The organism is Paraburkholderia sp. RL17-347-BIC-D, assembly GCF_046027915.1.
Classification (GTDB): domain Bacteria; phylum Pseudomonadota; class Gammaproteobacteria; order Burkholderiales; family Burkholderiaceae; genus Paraburkholderia.
On sequence record NZ_JARESS010000293.1, the window covers coordinates 1 to 280 of the forward strand.

At 62.5% G+C, this 280-nt stretch carries 1 protein-coding gene; it reads right to left on the reverse strand.

Annotated elements, in window-relative coordinates:
* A partial coding sequence (locus tag P0D96_RS48635; RefSeq protein ID WP_408321525.1) for a citrate/2-methylcitrate synthase occupies nucleotides 1-280 on the reverse strand: 280 nt, incomplete at both ends.

Below are 280 nucleotides of genomic sequence, written 5' to 3' on the forward strand. Positions count from 1 at the left end.
ATTCTTCGCGATTTCCTTGATGACCTTGTTGCGTGGGTCGGAGATCGTGTACACCGGGTGGCCGAAACCGATTACCACTTCCTTGTTCTCGACGCGACGGCGGATGTCCGCTTCGGCTTCATCCGGCGTCTGGTAGCGCGACTGGATCTCGAACGCGACTTCGTTGGCGCCGCCGTGCTTCGGCCCGCGCAGCGCGCCGATCGCGCCGGTGATGGCCGAATAGATGTCCGATCCCGTGCCCGCGATCACGCGGCCGGTGAACGTCGATGCGTTGAATTCA